We start from the raw sequence: 18869 nt of genomic DNA on the forward strand, positions 1-18869 counted from the left end.
AAACTCCGCCAAGTCGTCAAGCGATCGCGCTGGCTCTTGCTGCGTAACCGCGAGAATGTGCCGCCAGCTCAGCTGCCGAAACTTGACGAACTACTGGACGCCAATGCCAGCCTGATGACGGCTTACGTCATGAAAGCGAGCTTGAAGGAACTATGGCAAACCCAGGGCGGTTGGACTTGGCGAGCGGCCTGGCGCAACTGGCTGGCCATGGCCCGAGACAGCGGCGTCGAACCGCTGGTCCGCTTTGCCAACAAACTCGCGCCCTATTGGCGTGGCATCCTGGCGCGGGTGCGCTGGCCGATGCACACCGGCCAGCTCGAAGGTATCAACAACCGCATCAAAGTCATGAAGCGGATGGCTTATGGGTACCGGGACAGCGCCTTCTTCTTCCTCAAGATCAAAGCCGCGTTTCCCGGGAATCCGTGAAGAACCAAAAAAAATGCCGCCCAAAGGACGGCATGGCGGCGGCAGCGGCTGGATCAGTTGTAACTGGTCCAGCGCTGCGGAATTTCGATATGGCCCGACTGGGCTGCGTCGGCATAGGCGCGCATTTCGGCGAGCACGGCCTCCATCTGCTCGCTGTTCGGGTTCGCGAGGAATCCTTTCATGCGCTCCTGCAGCGCAGCCTGCTGGTCTCGCCATTCGTAACGGGACGACTTGCTCATTTTTTTTATCTCCTTGCGGCGAAATACATAAGACGTTCAGGATGCCCGAACCGGGTGGCGCCGGTCCGTGCGATGCCGCACATTGACCCGGCCGCTTATCGCTGCGGCGGCAGGATGCTCAGGTAGAACAGCTCGAGCCGGCGCTCGAGTTCGCGGCGCGCCTGTTCGGGCGTCGGTTTCTCTGCCGGGAACACGAAGCGGCACAGCTGGTCGCCGGCGATGCAGCCCATCAGGTGGCCGGGCAGCAGGTCGACCGGGACGTCGGCGCGCATCTGGGCGCGGATGTCGGGGCGCGCGAAGAAACGCGCCAGCATCTCGCGGGTCTGGCGCGGGCCGCCGTTCCAGAAGGCTTCCGCCAGTTCCGGGTTGGTCGGGGTCTCGGCCAGCACGATGCGCTGCATGTCGATCGCTTCCTGGGAGGTGAGCAGTTCGTACATATTGCGCGAGAACTCGTCCACGATCGCCTTCAGCGGGCGCGGATCGGTCTGCATCGGCTGGCTGCGGAAGAAGCGGTCGCGCTTGGCCGCCAGCACCGCGTGCAGCAGGCCGGTCTTGCCGCCGAACTTGACGTAGATGGTGCGCACCGCCACGTGGGCGGCGCGGGCGATCGATTCGAGGCTGGTCTTGGTGTAGCCGTTCTTGAGGAAGAGGGCGCCGGCAGTCTGCAGCAGCTCCTGCATGCGTGCTTCGACGTCGGCCGCCTTGGGGCGACCGGCCGCCTTGCAGGAAGCGTCGACAGGGTCTTGCAGTGATTTGTCCATGCCGTCACTGTAGCCCAGAAAAAAATGAAATGCAACCGTTTCATTTCTTGACTTAGCTGGATCTTTGTCGAATAATGCGATGAACCCATTTCATTTCTTCTTCGGAGTCGTATTCATGGCAGATTCGCAAACCACGGTCGAGCAGAAACCGTCCGCCGCCGTTCCGCCGGCAGGCGCAGCTACTGCACCGGTCAACGCCAGCAAGGGACCGCCGAAGCGCGTGCTGATCGTGGTCGGCCTGATCGCGCTGGCCGCCATCGGCGCCGGCGGCCGCATGTGGTACCGCAGCAGCAACTTCGTCGAAACCGAAAACGCCTACATCACCGGCCACGTGCACCCGGTCTCGGGCCGCATCCCCGGCGTCGTGACCAAGGTCCTGTTCGACGACAACCAGATCGTCAAGGCCGGCGACGTGCTGGCCGAGCTGGATCCGGCCGACCAGGGCGTGAAGATCGAGCAGATCCAGGCCCAGATCGCCAGCGTGCAGCAGCAGATCCTGCAGGCCGACGCTTCGGTCGAGCAGGCCAAGGCCCAGGCTTCGGCCGCCGGCGCCCAGGTCGCGCAGGCCCAGGCCAACCTGGTGCGCGCGAAGCAGGACGCCGAGCGCTACGGCCAACTGTACAACACCAACATGAAGGCCGTCTCGAAGGCCGAGGTCGACGCCGCCACCGCGGCCCGCGCCGGCGCCACCGCCGACGTCACCGCGCGCCGCGACAACGCGAATGCCGCCAAGGCCCAGATCACCGCCGCCGCCTCGGCGCGCGAGGTGCTGAAGTCCCAGGTCAAGGTGCTGCAGGCCCAGCTCAAGGACGCCCAGCAGCAGCTCGGCTACAACCAGATCGTGGCGCCGGTGTCGGGCCGCATCGGCAAGCGCAGCGTCGAAGTCGGCGCCCGCGTCCAGCCGGGCCAGCAGCTGGCCGCCATCGTCCAGGACGATGTCTGGGTGACCGCCAACTTCAAGGAAACCCAGCTGCCAGGCCTGGCGCCGGGCCAGGAAGTCAAGATCGAAGTCGACGCCCTGAAGGACAAAGAGCTCATTGGCCGCGTCGACAGCTTCTCGCCGGCCTCGGGCAACCAGTTCGCGCTGCTGCCGGCCGATAACGCGACCGGTAACTTCACCAAGATCGTCCAGCGCGTGCCGGTCAAGATCACCTTCAAGCCCGAAGATCTCAAGAAGTACGCGGGCCGCCTGGTGCCGGGCATGTCGACGGTGGTCGAGATCGACCTGCGCAAGAAGCCCCAGCAACAGCCGCAGCGCACCGCCTCGGCGCAATAAAGGATCGTCATGACCAGTTCCACCCACACGATGGCGCCGCCCGCCAACAATGTGCGGGTCGATGCGCGCACCTGGATCGCGGTGGCCGCCGGCCTGCTCGGCGCCTTCATGGCGGTGCTGGACATCCAGATCACCAACTCATCGCTGCGCGACATCCTCGGTACGCTGTCGGCGACCCAGGAAGAGGGCTCGTGGATCTCGACCGCCTACCTGTGCGCCGAGATCGTGGTGATCCCGATGACCGCGCTGTTCGTGCGCGCCCTCGGCCAGCGCCGCTACCTGATGATCACCACCGCGCTGTTCCTGGCCTTCTCGACCCTGTGCGGCACGGCCTGGAACCTGCAGAGCATGATCGTGTTCCGCATGCTGCAAGGCTTCACCGGCGGCGCGCTGATTCCGATGGCGATGACCCTGGTGATGACCCGCCTGCCCGCCTCCAAGCGCGCGGTCGGCATGGCGATGTTCGGCCTGACCGCGACCCTGGCCCCGGCCATGGGCCCGACCCTGGGCGGCTACCTGACGGAGTTGTACGGCTGGCCCTCGATCTTCTACATCAACTGGGTGCCGGGCGTGCTGCTCATCGCCGGCATGTACTGGGGCCTCGACAAGGAAAAGTCCAACCTGCAGACCCTGATCAAGGCCGACTGGCTGGGCATCGCCTTCATGGCGCTGGGCCTGGCGAGCCTGACCATCTTCCTGGAAGAGGGCAATTCGAAGGACTGGTTCGAGTCGAGCTTCATCATCACCTTCGCCGCGCTGGCGCTGGTCGGCATCCTCGGCTGGGTGGTGACGAGCCTGTCGCGCGCCGAGCCGTTCGTGAACCTGCGCCTGTATGGCCAGCGCAACTTCCTGGTCGCGACCATGCTGTCGGCGGTGATCGGCATGGGCCTTTACGGCACCTCCTACCTGCTGCCGCTGTTCCTGGGGCAGATCGCCGGCTACTCGCCGATGCAGATCGGTGAAGTCATCGCCTGGGTCGGCCTGCCGCAGCTGTTCGTGATGCCTTTCGTGGCGCGCCTGTCGCAGAAGATCGACAACCGCATCCTGTGCATGTTCGGCCTGATGCTGTTCGGCGTGTCCTGCCTGATGAACGCCTACATGGACGCCAGCACCGGCTACGACCAGCTGATGGTCACCCAGGTCATCCGCGCGCTCGGCCAGCCCTTCGTGATGCTGACGCTGTCGAACTTCGCGATGAACGGCGTCTCGCCGAAGGACATGCCTTCGGCCTCGAGCCTGTTCAACATGACCCGCAACCTGGGCGGCTCGGTCGGCATCGCGATGCTGGCGACGTCCCTGACCAACCGCGAGCACTTCCACTCGGCGCGCCTGGGCGAATCGGTGTCGCTGTTCGCGGCCGCCACCCAGGCCCGCCTGGACACGCTGACCCAGGCCTTCATCTCGCGCGGCATGGATGCCGCCACCGCGGCCAACCAGGCCATCGCGGCGATCGACCGCATCGTGCGGCGCGAATCCTTCGTGATGGCCTACAACGACGGCTTCTTCATCGTCGCCGCGATCCTGCTGGGAGCGATCATTCCGCTGTGGTTCGCGGACAAGGTCAAGTCCCCTGGCGGGGGTGGTGGTGGTGGACACTAAATTATGAACGTCGTCCCCGCGCAGGCGGGGATCCAGGTTCGTGGCGAACCACGGAAACTTGGGTTCCCGCCTCCGCGGGAACGACGATGGTTGAGGATAAAATCAATGAAAACTATTATGTTCAAACCCGTCATCCACACCGCCATCGCCGCGGCCGTCGCCGCGCTGCTGTCCGCCTGCGGCACCATCGGCCCCGACTTCAAGGCCCCGCAAGCCGTCGAAACGGCAGCTTGGCGCCACGCGCCGGCCACGCAGGCAAACGACACTGCGCGCCTGCCGGCCGACTGGTGGACCGTGTTCGGCGACCAGGCCCTGAACACCCTCGAGCAGCGCGCGCTGCACGACAACCCGAACGTGCGCGCCGCCGCGCAGCGCCTGGTGCAGGCACAGGCCCAGCTGGGCGTGGTGCGCGCCGGCCAGCTGCCGAGCGTGAACGTGCAGGCCGGCGTGTCGAACTCGCGCACCTCGGCCGAGACCTCGCAGGGCCTGGCGCTGGGCCACCGTTCGATCGAAGGTAACAACTACTCGGCCGGCGTCGGCTTCTCGTGGGAGCTGGACCTGTGGGGCCGCGTGCGCCGCATCGTCGAAGCGGCCGACGCCCAGGCCCTGGCGGCCCAGGACGACCGCGACGGCGTGCTGCTGATGTTGTCGAGCCAGGTCGCAACGACTTACTGGCAGCTGCGCGGCCTGGACGCCGAGCTGGCGATCCTGCGCAACGCGCTGGCGACCCGCCGCGAATCCCAGGAACTGATCGAGGCGCGCTTCAACGCCGGCCTGTCGAACGAACTGGACGTCTCGCGCACCCGCATCGAGCGCGCCAACGCCGAGGCCGACCTGCACGAAGCCCAGCGCCAGCGCAACACGCTGGAACACGCGCTGGCGGTGCTGGTGGGCGCCTCGCCGAGCGCGCCGGTGGTCGCCGCTTCGCAGGACGCGGCACTGCCGCAGCCGCCCGCTATCCCGGTCGGCCTGCCGGCCAGCCTGCTGGGCCAGCGCCCGGACCTGGCTGGCAGCGTGGCCAACCTGCAGGCCTTCAACGCCCAGGTCGGCGTGGCCCGGGGCGCCTTCTACCCGGCGCTGTCCCTGACCGGCAACTACGGCTATGCCTCGGAAAACCTGCGCAACCTGGCCCAGGGCAGCGCGCGCCAGTTTTCCTTCGGTCCGCTGGCCCTGTCGCTGCCGATCTTCGACGCCGGCCGCAACCGCGCCAACCTGAAGCTGGCCCAGGCCAGGTACGACGAAGCCGTCGCCAACCACGAAGCCCGCCTGCTGACGGCGCTGCGCGAAGTGGAAGATGCGCTGTCGGACGTGCAGCAGCGCCAGCAGCAGGGCGAGGTGCAGTCCCAGGCCCAGCAGGCCGCAGCCCGCGCGCTGCTGGTGGCGCAGGCGCGCTACGACCGCGGCGTCTCGACCTACCTCGACGTGACCGACGCCCAGCGCAGCACGCTGGCGGCGGACCGCGCCGCGGCGCAGATCCGTACCCAGCGCCTGCTGGCGGCGGTGTCGGTGGCGCGTGCGCTGGGTGGGGGATGGACGCAGGGTGCGGCCGAGGCGACCATCGCCAAGGCCGGCAATTAAAACCTGCTTGGCCGGCCTTTGCACCGGCCGAAGCGGGCGGCCGCCCCGTGATATTTGGTGAACTTCCCGGTGTTCCCTGCGTGTTATGCTGGATCGATAACAAGTTCAAACAGGGAACCCGATCGATGAACACCGCCGTCCATTCGCAGATGATTTATTGCCGCGCCTGCGGCTCGCAAATGCACTTCAGCGCGCAGGCCTGTCCGGGCTGCGGCGCGCCCCAGCAGGGCCAGGGCTTCAGCGCATCGCACAAGCGCATCCTGCCGGCGGCGATCCTGTGCTTCTTCTTCGGCTTCCTCGGCGTGCACCGCTTCTACGTCGGCAAGATCGGCACCGGCATCCTGCAGATCCTGACCTTCGGCGGCCTTGGTATCTGGGCCTTTATCGATTTCATCATGATCGTCATCGGGTCTTTCCGCGACAGCGACGGCAACCTGATCAATCTCTGGACCTGATCCGCCGGCTGCTTACGGCCGCTTCTTCACCGCCACGCGTTTCTGCTGCTTCTGCTGCGTCTGCACGCGGTTCTGCTTTGCGGTGTGCAAGGCCACCGCGTCCTTCTTCGCCTGTTCCAGCGTGCGCAGTTCCGGCTGGTCGTCGTGGATGACGAAGTACTCGGCGTCCTGCGCCTGCATCACCAGCTTGATGGCGGCGTCATCCTCCATGTCGTACATCTCGGTGAGCAGGGTGGTCACTTCGTCGAGGAAGGCTTCGTAGGTCAGGGTGGTGGCCATGGTATTCGTTTCTAAATGCGGGATAAGGTCACCATTATAATGTCCGTACCTATACTCTGAAGGCCGATACCCATGTTCGCACGCTCCCTCCTGGTCGCCGCACTGCTGTCCGCCACCGCTGCTTCCGTGTCCGCCACCACCATGCTCCAGGTCTGGCAACCCACCCCCAGCGGCACCACGGCAGAACTGCGCGGCCTGTCCGTCGTCAGCAGCACGGTCGCCTGGGCCAGTGGCGCCAAGGGCACGGTCCTGCGCACCGTCGACGGCGCGCACTGGCAGGCGATGCAGGTGCCCGGCGCCGACAAGATCGACTTCCGCGACATCCACGCGATCGACGCGAAGACCGCCATCGTGATGGGTGCAGGCCCGGGCGCAGCCTCGCGCATCTATCGCACGGAAGACGGCGGCGCATCATGGAAGCTGATGACGACCAACCAGGTAGCCGAGGGCTTCTGGGACGCGATGGCGTTCTGGGACAAGGACAACGGCATCCTGTTCGGCGACCCGGTCAAGGGCAGCTTCCAGGTCTACACCACCGGCGACGGCGGCGCCAGCTGGCGCGAGGTCGCGGCCAAGGGGCTGGAAGCGATGCCGAACGAAGGCGCCTTCGCGGCCAGCGGCACCTGCCTGAGCGTGGCCGGCGCCAGCGACGCCTGGATCGCCACCGGCGGCAGCGCGACATCGCGCGTGTTCCACTCCGCCGACCGCGGCAAGACCTGGCGCGCGGCCTCGACCCCGATCCCGGCCGGCGCGGCGGCGCGCGGCGTGTTCTCGGTGGCTTTCCTGAACGCGAAAGAGGGCTTCGCGGCGGGCGGCGATTACAAGGAGACGCGGATGGCCGGCGTCAACGGCGCGGCGACTTCCGACGGCGGCGCCACCTGGACGCCCGTTTCGATTCAGCCTGCGGGTTACATGTCGGTGGTGGCGCCGGTGCCCGGTGCGCCGCGTGCGCTGGTCGCTGCGGGCCTGGCGGGCTCGGGCTACTCGCTCGATGCCGGCAAGAGCTGGATCGAGCTCGACAGAACGCCGATGAACACGGTCGGTTTTGCTTCGCCGTCGAGGGGCTGGGCGGTGGGGCCGAAGGGCTTGCTGATGAAGTACATCGGAACGCCGCTGAAGTGACATCCGCGGTTCCTGCCAGTGGCATTATTCATGACGCCAGGATGATCGCATTCGCGCTTAAAAAGCCTGTTGTGTTGCTCTGTTTTTCAGTGCTCTGCGGATGCTCGGATCTGAAGCCGAAGGATTCTGAATACAATCTTGGCGTCCAGGCTTTCAGGCAGAAGGATTATGCATCCGCGCGCCAGCACTGGACAAAAGCGCTGGTGGAAGAGCACGAGCCCTTCGCCAGGAACAATCTCGGCTATCTGCTTTACCACGGCCTGGGTGGAGAGACTGATATCACGCAGGCCATTTCGCTCTGGACGCAGGCGGCGGAAAGCGGTGAACGGGAATCCCAGTGGCATCTCGGCCAGGCATTCGAAGATGGCAAGGGCGTGGAACAAAGCTTCACCAGGGCGTATGCCTGGTATCGATGTGCAAGCACGGGCTTTCAGGCAGCGCCGGCTGCCGATGAACTCGACACCGAGATAGCGCGTGACGCGAGCCAGTCGCTCGCGAGGCTGTTGCCCAGGCTCTCGCCGCGCGACTTCGACGCTGCTGAAAAGCTGGCGCAACGCTATATCGCCAAATATTCCAGAGCGGCCGCGAACCGATAGGCAAGGAAGCGGCGGTGTTTTTCGCTACAATCGGCCCCTATAACAATTCCTGGAGACCAAGACCCACCATGAAAAACCTGCTCACCCCGCTGGCCGCCGCCCTGCTGGCCGCCGGCGCCATGACTATCGCCCACGCCGCCGCCCCGGCCCCCGCCACGGTCACCGAACTGACCACCATGGCCAAGCGCTTCGCCCCGGTCGACCTGACCGCCGACACCGGCAAGCTCTCGCAAGGCGACCGCGTCGCCATCGAAAAGCTGATCGAGGCCGCGAAGATCGTCGACACCCTGCAGCTGCGCCAGCGCTGGTCCGGCAACGAGGCGCTGTGGGCCGCGCTGCAGAAAGACACGACGCCGCTGGGTAAAGCGCGCCGCGACTACTTCTGGCTGAACAAGGGTCCGTGGTCCATCATCGACGGCAACCATGCCTTCATGCCGGCCGAGTTCGGCGGCATCAAGATCCCGGCCGAGAAACCGCTGGGCGCCAACTTCTATCCGGAAGGGGCGAGCAAGCAGGAGCTCGAGACCTGGATGAACAGCCTGTCCGCCAAGGACAAGGAGCAGGCGCAGTGGTTCTTCACCGTCATCAAGCGCACCAAGGACGGCAAGGGCAAGCAGCAATTCACCAGCGTGAATTATTCCGACGAATACGCGACCGAGCTGCAGCAGCTGGCCAAGCTGCTGAAGGAAGCGGCCAATGCCACCGACAACGCCTCGCTGAAGAAATTCCTCAAGCTGCGCGCCGACGCCTTCCTGTCGAACGACTACCTGGCCTCGGACTTCGCCTGGATGGACCTCGACTCGCCGGTCGACGTCACCATCGGCCCCTACGAGACCTATAACGACGAGCTGTTCGGCTACAAGGCCGCGTTCGAGGCCTATGTGAACGTGCGCGATGCGAAAGAGACGGAGAAGCTGAACTTCTTCGGCAAGCACATGCAGGAACTGGAGAACAACCTGCCGCTGGACGCCAGGTATCGCAACCCGAAGGTCGGGGCGCTCGCGCCGATGGTGGTGGTCAACCAGGTGTATGGCGCCGGCGACGGCAACATGGGCGTGCAGACCGCCGCCTACAACCTGCCGAACGACGAGCGCATCATCAGCAAGCGCGGCTCCAAGCGCGTGATGCTGAAGAACGTGCAGGAAGCGAAGTTCGAGTCGACGCTCAAGCCGATCACGAAGCTGGTGCTGCGCCCGGCCGACCAGAAGGACCTCGACTTCGATTCCTTCTTCACCCACATCCTGGCGCACGAAATCATGCACGGCCTGGGCCCGCACGCGACCACCCGGGACGGCAAGCCGTCGACGCCGCGCCAGGACCTGAAGGACGCCTATTCGACCATCGAGGAAGCCAAGGCCGACGTCACCGGCCTGTGGGCGCTCAGCTACATGATGGACAAGGGCCAGCTGAAATCCTCGCTGGGGCAGGGCGCTGCCGCCGAGCGCAAGCTGTACAACACCTTCCTCGCTTCCGCCTTCCGCACCCTGCACTTCGGCCTGACCGACTCGCATGCGCGCGGCATGGCGATCCAGGTCAACTACCTGCTCGACAAGGGCGGTTTCGTCTCGCACGGCGACGGCACCTTCTCGGTGGACTTCAACAAGATCAAGGGCGCCGTGGCCGACCTCGACCGCGAATTCCTGACCATCGAGGCGACCGGCGATTACGCCAGGGCCCAGGCGCTGATGAAGCAGTACGTGGTGATCCGCCCGGACGTGCAGAAGGCGCTGGACAAGATGAAGGCGGTGCCGAACGACATCCGGCCGTCTTTCGTGACGGCGGCGAAATTGACGAAATAATCGATCCTTTGGCGCGGATTGCGGTTGAAATGACACGGCCCGCGCAAAAATCGCGGGAAATATAAGAAATCTGAGTGAGTCGTCTGAGAAGCAGCAAGAGAAGCATGCTATAGTCGCCAGCTTTCCGCAGGGCAACTAATGTCTGCAGCGTCCGGAGCGCTCTTCCGGCTTTTCTACAGCGTGATTTCATGACTCACTCAGGTTTTACCATCGGCAAGCGCCTGACCATCGGGTTTGGCGGCGTTCTCGTGCTCATGGCCGTGTTGGCCGGACTGGCGATCCAGCGCGTGGGCCAGATCGATACCATCCTTACCCGTATCAACGACGTCAACAGCGTCAAGCAGCGTTATGCGATCAATTTCCGGGGCAGCGTGCATGACCGCGCCATCGCCCTGCGTGACGTGGTGCTCGCCAGCAGTCCGGAAGCCACCAAGGTGCATGCCGACCTGATCGGCAAACTGGACGCCAGATACCAGGCGTCCGCAGGGCCGCTGGACGCCCTGTTCGCCCCGGGCCAGGACAATCTGCCGGAGGAAAAGCAGGCGCTCGCCACCATCAAGGAGGTCGAGCGCCGTACCCAGCCGCTGATCGCGAAAGTGATCGCGCTGCGCCAGGCGGACCAGTTGGCGGATGCCGCTGCGCTGCTGGACAAGCAGGCGGCCCCGGCCTTCGTCGACTGGCTGGCCAGTGTCAACGCGCTCATCGACCTTGAAGAGAAGCTGAACAAGGAAGCGACCAGGGACGCGCGCGGCCTGTCCGGCAGCTTCTTCGCCTGGATGCTGGTGCTGCTGGCCGCCGCCGCCGGCGCCGGTGCGCTCGCCGCCTGGTATATCGCCCGCGGCCTGCTGCGCCAGCTGGGCGGCCAGCCCGACTACGCGGTGGCGATTGCCGGTGCGATTGCGGCCGGTGACTTGTCGGTGCCGATCGATACCCGGGCCGGCGACCGATCCAGCCTGCTGTTCGCGATGAAGGGCATGCGCGACAGCCTGGTGACCATCGTCAGCCAGGTGCGCGCCGGCACGCTGACGATCGCCAGCGCCTCGACCGAGATCACAGCCGGCAATCACAACCTGTCCGACCGGAGCGAACGGCAGGCCGGCACACTGGAAGAAACCGCTTCGTCGATGGAAGAGCTGACCGGCACCGTGCGCCAGAATGCGGACAATGCCCGCCAGGCCAATGCCCTGGCGGAGTCGGCATCGAGCGTGGCCCTGCGCGGCGGCGCCGTGGTTGCCCAGGTGGTGCAGACCATGGCTTCGATCAACGCTTCCTCCAAGCAAATCGCCGAGATCATCGGCGTGATCGATGGCATTGCTTTCCAGACCAATATTTTGGCGCTGAACGCGGCCGTCGAAGCGGCCCGCGCCGGTGAACAGGGCAGGGGCTTTGCCGTCGTCGCCAGCGAAGTGCGCAACCTGGCCCAGCGCTCGGCCGCCGCGGCCAAGGAGATCAAGGGCTTGATCGGCGACTCGGTGGCCAAAGTCGAGGATGGCGCCAAGCTGGTGGACCAGGCCGGCAGCACGATGGAAGAGATCGTGAACTCGGTCAAGCGTGTCACCGATATCATGGCCGACATCAGCCTGGCCAGCCAGGAGCAGAGCGCCGGCATCGAGCAGGTCAACCAGGCCATCGGCCAGATGGACGAGACCACCCAGCAGAACGCCACCCTGGTCGAACAGGCCGGCGCGGCCGCCTCGGCCTTGCAGGAAGAAGCGGAAAACCTGGCGCGGCTGGTTAGCATCTTCAAGCTGGACAGTGCGCCGGTACGCCGCCTGGCCGGCGCGACGCCATCCCTGGAACGCGCTTGATTTGTACTATTGGTAAGTTTGCTTTTCTAAACATCCAGTAAAAAATAGTTCTGCAGTGGGTTTCCACAGAGATAGAATTTCCAATAGGAATTCTATTTTTCTTGGGAAACCCATATGTCCAAGCTCTTCCTTGCCCTGGCCGCTTTCTGCGCGGCCTCCCAGGCCGCCGGCGCCGCCGAACTCACTTCGCTCGAAAAGCGCTGGCTCGGCGCCGCCCTTCCCGTACTCGACTACGCCAACCGCCAGCAGTTGCCGATCGACATCGTGGTCCAGCCGCAAGCCGGCCCGGCTGACGTGCCGCTGGCGATGGGCTTTGCCGATGGCCGCTGCAAGCTGGTGATCTCGCTGCGCGGCAATCCGGATGCGGAGAAGCAGCTGGCCGGCGTGGCCCCGGCAGAGCAGGGCGAGCTGATCGAGGCGATGGCGGCGCATGAGATCGCGCATTGCTGGCGCTACGCCCAGGGCGCCTGGCATGCGCTGCCGGCCGGCTTCGTCGAGGCGGGCGAGGAAAGCTCGGCCGATCCGTCGCTGCTGGCGGCATCGAAAGAGATGCGCGAGATGCGCCGCGAGGAAGGCTATGCCGACCTGGTGGCGCTGGCCTGGACCCGCCACAGCCATCCCGGCGATTACGCGCGCGTACACGCCTGGCTGGACAAGCTGCGTGCGGTGCAGCCGGTGGCGCGCAGCGGCCACGATACGCGGGTGTGGGTCAAGCTGGCGGCGGACGGCGGCCGTTTCGGCGCCGCCGGCCATCCTTTCGCGGATGCGGCCAAGCTGTGGAAGGATGGCCTGGTCAACGACGACTGATGCCGCTCTGCCCGGCATTTATGGTTTTTTCGGCAATTGTACGGTGTCGCACAGATAGCCGGTTCAGGCAGGCGTCTAATCGTCTGTATTAAAACAACCGATTACAAGGGCTACCGATATGAAAACGCTGATTGCGACTTTGCTCGCGACGGCCGCCGGCGCCGCTTTCGCCGCTCCCACCTTCGCACTCAACCACGATCCGGCCAGCTACCGCGCCGTCACCCAGAAGGCCGCCGCCGACTACAAGGCGGCGACCGCGAAGTGCGGCAGCATGAACGGCAACGACAAGGATGTGTGCATGGCCGAGGCCAGGCTGTCCCGCACCCGTACCGAAGCCGACGCCCTGGCCCAGTACAACAACACCGCCACCAGCCGCGCCAAGGCGCGCAGCAACATGGCCGACGCCGAGTACGACCTGGCCAAGGCCAAGTGCGGCGGCAAGAGCGGCGCCGACAAGGACGACTGCATGAACAACGCCAAGTCGGTGCACACCGCCGCCCTGGCCGATGCCAAGTCCGGCGCCACCGCGACCGGCGCCAGCGCCGCCGGCGCCACCGGCTCCGGCTCCGGCAATGGCCTGGTCGGCAGCACCGACAAGTCGACCGCGGCCGACAAGTGCGCCCAGGGCGACAACAGGACCGGCTGCCTGGTGCAGACCAAGCCGTCCACCGTGAAGGACAACGCGGGCGACATCGCCAACCGCACCGAGAACGCCGCCGACCGCGCCGGCGACAAGGCTGCGGCCGCCACCTCGACCGCTGCCGACAAGACCAGGGCCGTGGCCGCCACCGCTGTCGAGAAGACGAAGGAAGTCGCGAAAGCCGCCGTCGAAAAAACCAGGGAAGTCGGCGCAGCGGTCGCCCAGAAGACCGAAAACGCGATGGACCGCGCCGGCGACAAGACCCGCGATACCGCGGAGGTCAGCGCGCAAAAAACCGATAACGCGGCGGACAATGCCGGCGACAAGACCCGTGACGCCGCAGGCAAGACCAAACTGGCCGCTTCCGACACCGTCATCACCACCAAGGTGAAGGCCGGCCTGGTCAAGGAGCCGAACCTGGAATCGCTGGGCATCCACGTCGAGACCGAGAAGGGCGTGGTGATGCTGAGCGGCTTCGTGAATTCGAAGGCCGAGGCTGCCAAGGCGGTCAAGGTCGCCAAGGGTGTCGACGGCGTGAGCAGCGTGAAGAGCGCGATCAAGGTCAAGTAAGCACTGAACAAGCGTCCACCCGGGCGCATCCGATTTCTGCCATTTTTCGGCCGGCTTTCCACAGTCGGCCGTCTTTTTTGCAGGATATAATCGTTCAGGTGAACAGACTAGAAGCCTTCGGAATCATCGCGGCCCAGGCAGCGCGCGGCGACATATCCTTTCCCACCAGCGTCAACGCCGTGCTGCGCCTGCAGCAGGCGCTGAACGATCCCGATTGCCATCTCGAGGAGGCGATCCGGCTGGTGCTGGGCGAACCGCAGCTGGCGGCGCGCACGGTGGCGCTGGCCAATTCGTCCGCCTTCAATGCCGGCAACCAGCCGATCACCAATGTGCGCGCGGCCGTCACCCGGGTCGGCTACCGCAACCTGCAGATGCTGGTCGCCAGCCTGCTGGTGCGACAGTTCGGCAATTGCATCCAGGATCCGGTCCTGCGCGCCAAGGCCGAGCAGCTATGGGAGCACACCGTGCAGGTGGCTTCCCTGGCCCACGTATTCGCGCGCCGGCTCACCTTCGTCAATCCGGACACCGCGATGTTCGCCGGCATCGTCCACGAGATCGGCGCCTTCACCCTTTTATTGCGCGCCGGCGAATTCCCGGGCCTGCTCGACGACGACGAGGAGCGCTGGGGCGAGCTGTGCGAGGACGTGGTCACGCGCGAAGTCGGGCGCCGCCTGTTCCTGCCGGAACCGGTGGCCCATGCCGTGTTCGAACTGCGCGGCGCCGCCTTGCATACGCCGCCGGTGTCGCTGCTCGATACGCTGCTGCTGGCGAATCTGTATGCCAGGATGCCTTCACCGCTGGGCGCCGTCGCGCCGGTGCCGGACGAAGGCGTGGTCGACGCGGCGACCCTGCAGGAGATCATCCTGGAAGCTGCCGAGCTCGGCGCTTCGATGGAACAGGTCGTACTGGTCTAGAGCTAATCTTCCAGGCAAGTTGATGAAATTGATGATACTCTTAAGAATCATTAATTTCTAACTGGAAATTTCATGCCAATCAAACGCCGCCTTGCCCTTCTGTGTGCCGTTCTCTGCGCAGGCAGCGCCCATGCGGGCATCGTCAATTTGACGACGCCGATCGGCGGCGCGAACATCTATGTGATTCATGATTTCACGTCCTACTCGAGCGACGTGGAAGGCGCGATCGTCGCAGGTGGCAACGTGACCCTGTCGAATTACGCGGTCAATGCGAAAAACAAGGATGCCTTTGGCGCCAAGGATATTGCCGTGGCCGCGGGTGGCAATGTAAAGCTGAGTAATGGCTCGATCAACAACGGCCTTGTCTATGCCGGCGGCACGACTTCCATCTCGTCGGCGCCGGCCGTGAGTTCGGCCGCAAGCAGCCCGGTCGACTTCAAGGTCCTGGAAAGTTATTACAAGACCCTCGCCAAGAATCTGACGGAACTCGATCCGACCGGCACGGTTGCACCCTTGTGGAGCGGCGTCAAGATCACGGGCAGCGGCAATGGCGGTGTGGACGTGTTCAACGTGTCGGCCGACATGTTCGCCACCTCGAGCAGTTGGACCCTGGACAAGCTGACGCCGGGCGAGACCCTGATCTTCAACATCAGCGGCAAGTCGGGCACCTTCAACAATGGCGGCATCGGCTTTGGCCCGCTCGATGGCTACAACGTGCTGTTCAACTTCTACGAAGCCACCAGCCTGAATGTGAAAGGCGTGATCGGCAGCGTGCTGGCGCCGTATGCGACGGTGAGCGAGAACTGGGGTGTGATCAACGGTAACGTGATCGTCGATACCTGGGCGTCGACGGTCCAGGTCAACGCGAACCATTACTTCACGGCGGTCGACGTAAAGGGATTCAACGATGGCAGCAAGCCGGTCATCGACCTGCCCACGCCTCCCTCGACCGGCGGGGGCAATCTCCCGGTCGAAGCCCCTGGCAATGTCCAGACCGGCGACGTGCCGGAACCGGGCAGCTTGGCGCTGCTGCTGGCCGGCGCGGTGGCCGCGGCTGCCTTGCACCGCAGCCGCAAGCGCGCGGCGTCCTCCGCGCGCGCCTGAGGCCTAGGCCAGCGCGCGCACGCTGCGGCGCGCGTGGGCCTGCATCGCCAGCGCCAGCACCAGGCCGGCGCCGGCCAGGCCGGCGGCGACCCACTGCGGCGAAGCGTAGGAAAAGCCCAGGATCAGCGGAATGCCGCCGAGGAAGGCGCCCAACGCATTGCCGATATTGAAGCCGGACTGGCCCAGCGAGGAGCCCAGCATCTCGGCTTCGCGCGAGTGTTCGATCAGCAGCATCTGGATCGACGGCCCCAGCGCCAGCGCGTTGGCGCCGACCCCGAACGCCAGCATCACCATCGCGGCTTGCGAGGACGCCAGCACCGCGTTCAGCAGCAGCAGCACGATCATCGAAGCCAGCAGGATCTGGATCGCGCGCAGCGGATGCACGCGGTCGGCCAGCTTGCCGCCGAACTGCACGCCGGCCGTCATGCCGACCCCGACCACGGTCATGATCAGCGGGATCATGTCGGCGTGGAAGTGCGTGACCTCGGTCAGCAGCGGCGCGATGTAGCTGAGCCAGGCAAACAGGCCGCCGGTGCCGATCGAGGTGATGCCCAGCGCCAGCCACAGCTTGGGGTTGCGGAAGATGCGCAGGTCCTGGGCCAGGCCGGCGCGCGGCTTGCCCTCGAAATAGGGAATGACCTTTTGCGTCATCAGTGCGGCCGCCAGGCCGATCGCGGCGACGATCAGGAACACCAGGCGCCAGCTCATGTGGTGGCCCAGCCAGGTGCCGGCCGGCACGCCGACCACGTTGGCGATGGTGAGGCCGGAGAACATGCTGGCCAGCGCCGCCGCTTCCTTGCCCTTGTCCGCGAGGCGGGTGGCGACTACCGCGCCGACCCCGAAGAAGGCGCCGTGCGGCAGGCCCGCCAGGAAGCGGAACAGCATCATGGTATGGAAGTTGGGCGCAAAGGCCGACAGCGCATTAAAGGCGGCAAACATCAGCATGAACCAGACCAGCACGCCGCGCGGCGGACGGTGGCCGAGCATGCTGACCAGGGTCGGGGCGCCGACCACCACGCCGACGGCGTAGGCTGAAATCAGGTAACCCGCTTGGGGGATGGAAATGTTCAGGCCGGTGGCGATGTCGGGGAGGATGCCCATCATGACGAATTCCGTCATGCCAATGCCGAACCCGCCGAGGGCCAGTGGGGCCAGGCTTTTCTTGATCACTGAAATCTTTTCTTGTTACGGGGAAGGGCGGTCACTATAGCCCTGCACGGCTGGGGAGTCCGCTTTCGAGTGGTGATGACCGGTATTAGCGAGCTTGATGTTGGCTCATCCGGCATTCCGGCGGTCTGCGCCGGAACGACGTGGCTATTCATCGATCCAGACGACGCGCCCGCTGCCGGCGTCGCTCAGCCGCACCACCAGGGCATCGGCCCTGTCGTCCGGCAGGCTGAAAGTGAAGCGCACGTCCTGTCCGTGTTCCACCTGTTCCAGCGTGGCGCCGGCCAGTTCCAGCTCGCGCCGCAGCAGGCCCTCGAGCGGGTAGGGCGCCGCACAGCGCAGGGTACGCTGCCGGATGATGGCGATTTTTTCGGCTTTCAACAGGGCCTGGGCCACGCTGTCGGTATAAGCGCGCACCAGCCCGCCGGCGCCCAGCTTGACGCCGCCGAAATAGCGCACCACGGTGGCCAGCACGCCTTCGAGGTCCTGGTGGCGCAGCACGTCCAGCATCGGCCGTCCGGCGGTGCCGCTCGGCTCGCCATCGTCGACCGCGGCCGACTGCCCGCCCGCCAGCAGGGCCCAGCACACGTGGGCGGCGCCGGGATGCTCGCCACGCAGCCGCGCCACCACCTGCTGCGCGCCGGCGCGGTCCGGCATCGGCTGCACGCAGGCGATGAAGCGGCTCTTCTTGATGATGAGTTCGTGGTGGACGGGGGCGAGGATGGTCTGGGGCATTGCGGCAATGGATGGACTTGCAAAAGGCTGGACTTTACCCGAATTCGCTAGGATCGATGTCGAAGGACTTTACATTTTCTTCACAACTGAAACGGGCTTGCTTTCATTGAAAAAATAATATCGTTGAAAATCAGCATCTTGCTGTTTTGCATTGGACTTTGAAAAGAGTTGGAACGATTTATGCATAGGAAACTTCGCGGTCCTGACTAGCACGTCATGCATCGACAGGGTCAGGCTTCCAGCGAGTCGTTCCTCCCTTCAAAACTAGGAAAAAACATGAAAATTGCAGAGATTCGAATTCCCTTGCTTGCCTTGTCTAGTGCATTGGTTTTGGCCTTCAGCAATTCTGCCCAGGCATCGGTAATCACTGAAGCCGGCGACGCCGGGAAACTCACGTCGACGGCGCAGACGAGTTCGGGCAGCGGCGCCATCGACGCCATCCGCGGATCCCTGCTGAGCTCCAGCAGCGACGACTATGCCGATATCTTCCGCATCTACCTGAAAGCGGGCAGTGTGTTCTCCGCGACGACCACGCTCTCGTCCTTCGCATACAACAATTTCGATACCAGCCTGTTCCTATTCAACAGCGCCGGCCTCGGCGTGGTGGCCAATGACGACGATCCCAACGTTGGACCGACCTCGACAATCGGCTACACCTCGGCCACTTCGGACTATTACTACCTGGCGATTGCCGGCGCGGGTTACACGCCGGTCAGTGCATCCGGCGCTATTTTCGGCGACCTGATCGGCCAGGACCAGGTCGGCCCGACTGGCACCGGCGGCGGCGGCGCGCTGACGGACTGGAGTAGTATCACGAGCGAAGGCGACGCTTATGAAATCCTGCTCAGCGGCGCCTTCGCTGGGCCGCAAGCTGCCGATGTGCCGGAACCGGCTTCGCTGGCGCTCGCCGCACTCGGTCTGGGCGCTTTGCGCGCCAGCCGCCGCCGCGCTGCACGCCGCTCTGCCTGAGGCCTTCCTCGCTGCTTAACTGAAA

At 65.0% G+C, this 18869-nt stretch carries 19 protein-coding genes; 14 read left to right on the forward strand and 5 right to left on the reverse strand.

All coding sequences use genetic code 11. The features are described from left to right. On the forward strand, positions 1–426 hold a 426-nt coding region (locus tag ACFPO9_RS04620; RefSeq protein ID WP_379767776.1), incomplete at its 5' end, for a transposase. Between the two features lie 53 nt (positions 427–479). Here the strand turns inward: ACFPO9_RS04620 and ACFPO9_RS04625 are convergent. Both ACFPO9_RS04625 and ACFPO9_RS04630 read right to left on the reverse strand, forming a co-directional pair. Continuing rightward, positions 480–665, reverse strand: coding sequence for a hypothetical protein (locus ACFPO9_RS04625; RefSeq protein ID WP_230019913.1), 186 nt, complete (start codon positions 663–665; stop codon positions 480–482). A gap of 95 nt (positions 666–760) precedes the next feature. Continuing rightward, positions 761–1426 carry a TetR/AcrR family transcriptional regulator gene (locus ACFPO9_RS04630; RefSeq protein ID WP_379767780.1) on the reverse strand — a complete coding sequence of 222 codons (666 nt, stop codon included), beginning with the start codon at positions 1424–1426 and terminating at the stop codon, positions 761–763. 115 nt (positions 1427–1541) lie between these two features. Between ACFPO9_RS04630 and ACFPO9_RS04635 the strand changes: the two genes are divergently transcribed. The 4 genes from ACFPO9_RS04635 to ACFPO9_RS04650 all read left to right on the forward strand — a co-directional run bounded on the left by ACFPO9_RS04635 (position 1542) and on the right by ACFPO9_RS04650 (position 6334). Then, on the forward strand, positions 1542–2702 hold the full coding sequence (locus ACFPO9_RS04635; protein ID WP_379767783.1) for an HlyD family secretion protein: 1161 nt from the start codon (positions 1542–1544) through the stop codon (positions 2700–2702). A gap of 9 nt (positions 2703–2711) precedes the next feature. Further along, positions 2712–4301, forward strand: a complete 1590-nt coding sequence (locus ACFPO9_RS04640) for a DHA2 family efflux MFS transporter permease subunit (protein ID WP_379767786.1) — start codon at positions 2712–2714, stop codon at positions 4299–4301. A 117-nt stretch (positions 4302–4418) separates the two neighbouring features. Continuing rightward, positions 4419–5879 (forward strand): efflux transporter outer membrane subunit, encoded by a 1461-nt coding sequence (locus ACFPO9_RS04645; protein ID WP_379769196.1) that lies wholly within the window; start codon positions 4419–4421, stop codon positions 5877–5879. 125 nt (positions 5880–6004) lie between these two features. Further along, positions 6005–6334 carry a TM2 domain-containing protein gene (locus ACFPO9_RS04650; RefSeq protein ID WP_379767789.1) on the forward strand — a complete coding sequence of 110 codons (330 nt, stop codon included), beginning with the start codon at positions 6005–6007 and terminating at the stop codon, positions 6332–6334. Between the two features lie 12 nt (positions 6335–6346). On the opposite strand, the gene ACFPO9_RS04655 is transcribed toward ACFPO9_RS04650, so the two are convergent. Next, on the reverse strand, positions 6347–6613 hold the full coding sequence (locus tag ACFPO9_RS04655; protein WP_379767792.1) for a hypothetical protein: 267 nt from the start codon (positions 6611–6613) through the stop codon (positions 6347–6349). Between the two features lie 72 nt (positions 6614–6685). Here ACFPO9_RS04655 and ACFPO9_RS04660 point away from each other — a divergent pair, with 72 nt between their 5' ends. The 8 genes from ACFPO9_RS04660 (at position 6686) to ACFPO9_RS04695 (ending at position 15973) form a co-directional block, all read left to right on the forward strand. After that, complete coding sequence (locus ACFPO9_RS04660; protein WP_379767795.1) at positions 6686–7735, forward strand: WD40/YVTN/BNR-like repeat-containing protein; 1050 nt, start codon at positions 6686–6688, stop codon at positions 7733–7735. A gap of 41 nt (positions 7736–7776) precedes the next feature. Next, on the forward strand, positions 7777–8331 hold the full coding sequence (locus ACFPO9_RS04665) for a tetratricopeptide repeat protein (RefSeq protein ID WP_379767798.1): 555 nt from the start codon (positions 7777–7779) through the stop codon (positions 8329–8331). A 68-nt stretch (positions 8332–8399) separates the two neighbouring features. Further along, entirely contained in the window at positions 8400–10130 is a 1731-nt protein-coding gene (locus tag ACFPO9_RS04670; protein WP_379767801.1) for a dipeptidyl-peptidase 3 family protein, read from the forward strand. A gap of 188 nt (positions 10131–10318) precedes the next feature. Continuing rightward, positions 10319–11938 carry a methyl-accepting chemotaxis protein gene (locus ACFPO9_RS04675; RefSeq protein ID WP_379767803.1) on the forward strand — a complete coding sequence of 540 codons (1620 nt, stop codon included), beginning with the start codon at positions 10319–10321 and terminating at the stop codon, positions 11936–11938. A gap of 114 nt (positions 11939–12052) precedes the next feature. Continuing rightward, positions 12053–12745 carry a hypothetical protein gene (locus ACFPO9_RS04680; RefSeq protein WP_379767806.1) on the forward strand — a complete coding sequence of 231 codons (693 nt, stop codon included), beginning with the start codon at positions 12053–12055 and terminating at the stop codon, positions 12743–12745. 118 nt (positions 12746–12863) lie between these two features. After that, complete coding sequence (locus tag ACFPO9_RS04685; RefSeq protein ID WP_379767809.1) at positions 12864–13955, forward strand: BON domain-containing protein; 1092 nt, start codon at positions 12864–12866, stop codon at positions 13953–13955. A 98-nt stretch (positions 13956–14053) separates the two neighbouring features. Further along, positions 14054–14869 carry an HDOD domain-containing protein gene (locus ACFPO9_RS04690; RefSeq protein ID WP_379767812.1) on the forward strand — a complete coding sequence of 272 codons (816 nt, stop codon included), beginning with the start codon at positions 14054–14056 and terminating at the stop codon, positions 14867–14869. A 72-nt stretch (positions 14870–14941) separates the two neighbouring features. After that, entirely contained in the window at positions 14942–15973 is a 1032-nt protein-coding gene (locus ACFPO9_RS04695) for a choice-of-anchor A family protein (RefSeq protein ID WP_379767815.1), read from the forward strand. 3 nt (positions 15974–15976) lie between these two features. Here the strand turns inward: ACFPO9_RS04695 and ACFPO9_RS04700 are convergent, their stop codons facing one another. After that, a complete protein-coding gene (locus ACFPO9_RS04700) occupies positions 15977–17143 on the reverse strand; it encodes an MFS transporter (protein WP_379767818.1) in 1167 nt (388 codons plus the stop codon). Between the two features lie 144 nt (positions 17144–17287). Next, on the reverse strand, positions 17288–17875 hold the full coding sequence (locus tag ACFPO9_RS04705) for an IMPACT family protein (RefSeq protein WP_379767821.1): 588 nt from the start codon (positions 17873–17875) through the stop codon (positions 17288–17290). Between the two features lie 276 nt (positions 17876–18151). Between ACFPO9_RS04705 and ACFPO9_RS04710 the strand changes: the two genes are divergently transcribed. Further along, complete coding sequence (locus tag ACFPO9_RS04710; RefSeq protein ID WP_379767824.1) at positions 18152–18844, forward strand: PEP-CTERM sorting domain-containing protein; 693 nt, start codon at positions 18152–18154, stop codon at positions 18842–18844. Positions 18845–18869: the final 25 nt, after the last annotated feature.

Origin of the sequence: Massilia aerilata, assembly GCF_042656905.1 — a bacterium.
Lineage (GTDB): Bacteria > Pseudomonadota > Gammaproteobacteria > Burkholderiales > Burkholderiaceae_D > Telluria > Telluria aerilata.

Coding starts and splice junctions, on each gene's coding strand:
- ACFPO9_RS04625 (WP_230019913.1), bottom strand. CDS start 665: ATGAGCAAGTCGTCCCGTTACGAATGGCGAGACCAGCAGGCTGCGCTG.
- ACFPO9_RS04630 (WP_379767780.1), bottom strand. CDS start 1,426: ATGGACAAATCACTGCAAGACCCTGTCGACGCTTCCTGCAAGGCGGCC.
- ACFPO9_RS04635 (WP_379767783.1), top strand. CDS start 1,542: ATGGCAGATTCGCAAACCACGGTCGAGCAGAAACCGTCCGCCGCCGTT.
- ACFPO9_RS04640 (WP_379767786.1), top strand. CDS start 2,712: ATGACCAGTTCCACCCACACGATGGCGCCGCCCGCCAACAATGTGCGG.
- ACFPO9_RS04645 (WP_379769196.1), top strand. CDS start 4,419: ATGTTCAAACCCGTCATCCACACCGCCATCGCCGCGGCCGTCGCCGCG.
- ACFPO9_RS04650 (WP_379767789.1), top strand. CDS start 6,005: ATGAACACCGCCGTCCATTCGCAGATGATTTATTGCCGCGCCTGCGGC.
- ACFPO9_RS04655 (WP_379767792.1), bottom strand. CDS start 6,613: ATGGCCACCACCCTGACCTACGAAGCCTTCCTCGACGAAGTGACCACC.
- ACFPO9_RS04660 (WP_379767795.1), top strand. CDS start 6,686: ATGTTCGCACGCTCCCTCCTGGTCGCCGCACTGCTGTCCGCCACCGCT.
- ACFPO9_RS04665 (WP_379767798.1), top strand. CDS start 7,777: ATGATCGCATTCGCGCTTAAAAAGCCTGTTGTGTTGCTCTGTTTTTCA.
- ACFPO9_RS04670 (WP_379767801.1), top strand. CDS start 8,400: ATGAAAAACCTGCTCACCCCGCTGGCCGCCGCCCTGCTGGCCGCCGGC.
- ACFPO9_RS04675 (WP_379767803.1), top strand. CDS start 10,319: ATGACTCACTCAGGTTTTACCATCGGCAAGCGCCTGACCATCGGGTTT.
- ACFPO9_RS04680 (WP_379767806.1), top strand. CDS start 12,053: ATGTCCAAGCTCTTCCTTGCCCTGGCCGCTTTCTGCGCGGCCTCCCAG.
- ACFPO9_RS04685 (WP_379767809.1), top strand. CDS start 12,864: ATGAAAACGCTGATTGCGACTTTGCTCGCGACGGCCGCCGGCGCCGCT.
- ACFPO9_RS04695 (WP_379767815.1), top strand. CDS start 14,942: ATGCCAATCAAACGCCGCCTTGCCCTTCTGTGTGCCGTTCTCTGCGCA.
- ACFPO9_RS04705 (WP_379767821.1), bottom strand. CDS start 17,875: ATGCCCCAGACCATCCTCGCCCCCGTCCACCACGAACTCATCATCAAG.
- ACFPO9_RS04710 (WP_379767824.1), top strand. CDS start 18,152: ATGAAAATTGCAGAGATTCGAATTCCCTTGCTTGCCTTGTCTAGTGCA.